At 56.6% G+C, this 2,472-nt stretch carries 3 protein-coding genes and 1 pseudogene; 2 read left to right on the top strand and 2 right to left on the bottom strand.

Annotation, left to right across the window (positions count from 1 at the left end; genetic code table 11):
- Positions 1–302, bottom strand: a pseudogene (locus H6F43_RS07005) (serine protease); the annotation flags it as partial.
- A gap of 200 nt (positions 303–502) precedes the next feature.
- On the opposite strand from H6F43_RS07005, the gene H6F43_RS07000 reads away from it, so the two are divergent.
- Complete coding sequence (locus H6F43_RS07000) at positions 503–859, top strand: metal-sensitive transcriptional regulator (RefSeq protein ID WP_190342017.1); 357 nt, start codon at positions 503–505, stop codon at positions 857–859.
- A 70-nt stretch (positions 860–929) separates the two neighbouring features.
- On the top strand, positions 930–2,036 hold the full coding sequence (tgt, locus tag H6F43_RS06995) for a tRNA guanosine(34) transglycosylase Tgt (RefSeq protein ID WP_190342016.1): 1,107 nt from the start codon (positions 930–932) through the stop codon (positions 2,034–2,036).
- Positions 2,037–2,089: 53 nt separating this feature from the next.
- Here tgt and H6F43_RS06990 read toward each other — a convergent pair.
- Positions 2,090–2,472 (bottom strand): GGDEF domain-containing protein (locus H6F43_RS06990; protein ID WP_190342014.1); only part of this gene is annotated, 383 nt, incomplete at its 5' end.

The raw sequence follows: 2,472 nt of genomic DNA, 5'->3' as shown, positions 1-2,472 counted from the left end.
AGATCTTCGCCGAAAAACCGCCGAAAGAATGGATCTTCCAGAAGTGGATCGGAACCCGTCTGACGAGTTACCGTGCGCTCGGTGTCAATCCGGACCACAGCGGGTCCGACTCGGTTGACCGCCGCCGTGACAAAGCTGCTGGGACCCGACGAACTCATTGCCTGAGCTGCCGTGCTTGCCGCGCTGGTGAGTGGCTCTGCTTGAGCCGAAATACTGGGAAATAGCGTCATCCCGATCGCCAGCCCCACAGCGGCCATCCAGGTCGCCAATCGACGGAACGAAAAAGGATATGAGAATCGCATAGCAACGACCTACTGACGTTTCTTCCCATTCTGCCAGCAGCTTGACGCTTCAGCCATGGGCAGATTTCACCTGAGCCTGAGTGTAGATCTATGAAGTATCCCTTTCACACGTTCATACCGCAGGTGCTTCCACATTCCGTCCAAACTCTCTGGACGACGTAGGCTAGAATCTTGAAGATACCTCATTTCGCCAACTGCCCATGGCAACTTCCGAACGTCCTCGCAGCAAAGACGACGACCTGCTTACCGAGCCTGTCCATACGCACGGTTCGGCAAAGCACGCTCACGTCCACAGCGAAGACTCCCTCCGACAATTGGTCAATCGCCTGTCTCGCATTGAAGGGCACATTCGCGGCATCAAAACGATGGTGCAGCGGAGTGAGCCGTGCCCAGATGTGCTGGTGCAGATTGCGGCAGTTCGAGGGGCGCTCGACCGAGTTGCCCGAATTATTTTTGATGAGCACCTGAGCGAGTGTGTTGCCCGCGCCGCCAAAGATGGCGACCTAGAAGCTGAAATCGAAGAGCTAAAAACGGTGATCGATCGCTTTCTTCTATAAACTGCTGACCCTAAACCCACTCGGTCAACTGCGAACTGCAATTCGCGATCGTTCCTCGCCCTGACAAACCTTGACTACTGGCTTTTCCTTTCAGCTTCTAAAATCCTGCTGCACCACGCAGGCGCGGGTCGGCGTATTCACCACGCCGCACGGACTCGTCGAAACCCCCCGCTTCATGCCGGTGGGGACGCTGGCGAACGTGAAGACGCTCACACCTGACCAACTCCGCGCAACCGGGGCACAGATGGTGCTGGCAAACACGTACCATCTGCATCTGCAACCGGGAGAAGAGATTGTCGCGGGAGCCGGAGGGCTGCATCGCTTTATGGCGTGGGATGGACCGATATTGACCGATTCCGGCGGCTTTCAAGTGTTCAGCCTCAGTGAGATGCGCCAGATCTCGGAAGACGGCGTCACATTTCGATCGCCCCGCGACGGACAGATGATCCATCTAACGCCAGAACGATCGATCGCAATTCAGAACGCCTTGGGAGCAGATGTGATTATGGCGTTCGACGAATGCCCACCCTATCCCGCGACCCGCGAGAGCGTGGCTAATGCGACCGATCGTACCTACCGCTGGCTGAAACGCTGCATCACCGCTCATCAGCGTGACGATCAAGCGCTGTTTGGCATTGTGCAAGGTGGCGTCTACTCCGATCTGCGGCAGGAGGCAGCGGAGCAACTGGTCGCGCTCGATTTACCAGGCTACGCGATCGGCGGCGTCAGCGTTGGAGAACCCGCCGAGCTGATCGAGAAAATTGTGCAAGCGACGGCTCCAGTACTGCCACCGGAAAAGCCTCGCTACCTGATGGGCGTCGGCACCTATCGGGAACTGGTGCAGGCGATCGCGGCAGGGGTTGATTTGTTTGACTGCGTTATCCCTACGCGGCTAGCACGACACGGCAACGCGCTGGTGCAAGGTGCACGCTGGAATTTGCGAAACTCGCGATTTCGGGACGATTTCACGCCGCTGGACGACACCTGCTCCTGCTACGCCTGCGGACACTTCAGCCGTGCCTACCTCAGCCATTTGCTGCGCGCTCAGGAGCTACTGGGCTATACGCTGCTGTCGATTCACAACATTACCGAACTGATTCGGTTTACCCAGGCAATTCGGCAAGCCGTTCTGAACGATCGCTTTGACGCCGATTTTGGTCACTGGCTACGATCGTAGTGAGGGCGATCGCAGGCAACCCGGCTGAACATGAGGCTTCGTCTGCTAATCACCTACTTAACCTGATAGCAATTTTTACCGAGTTCTTTTGCTCGATACATTGCCATGTCCGCATCCTTTACGAGCGTTTCTACGTCAGTGCCGTTCTGCGGGTAGATGCTGATGCCAATACTAGTGGTGACGAAGATGCTGTGATGATGAAATTCAAAGGGTTGAGCTAGCGTTGCCAAGATTTTGTCTGCTACGCGTGCCGCATCCTGCGCCGTCGGAATTGCAGGCAGAATCACCGTAAACTCGTCTCCACCCAGCCGAGACACCGTATCGCTGCCGCGTAACGATCCGGTAAGCCGCCTCGCCACAGCTTTGAGCAGCAGATCGCCTACGTCGTGCCCCTGCGTGTCATTGATCAGCTTGAAGCCATCTAGGTCAAGAAACA

Source organism: Leptolyngbya sp. FACHB-36, from assembly GCF_014695955.1.
Taxonomy (GTDB): Bacteria; Cyanobacteriota; Cyanobacteriia; order Leptolyngbyales; family Leptolyngbyaceae; genus FACHB-36.
Note: the sequence above shows the minus strand (reverse complement) of the source record. Positions and strands in the feature narration are given on the sequence as shown.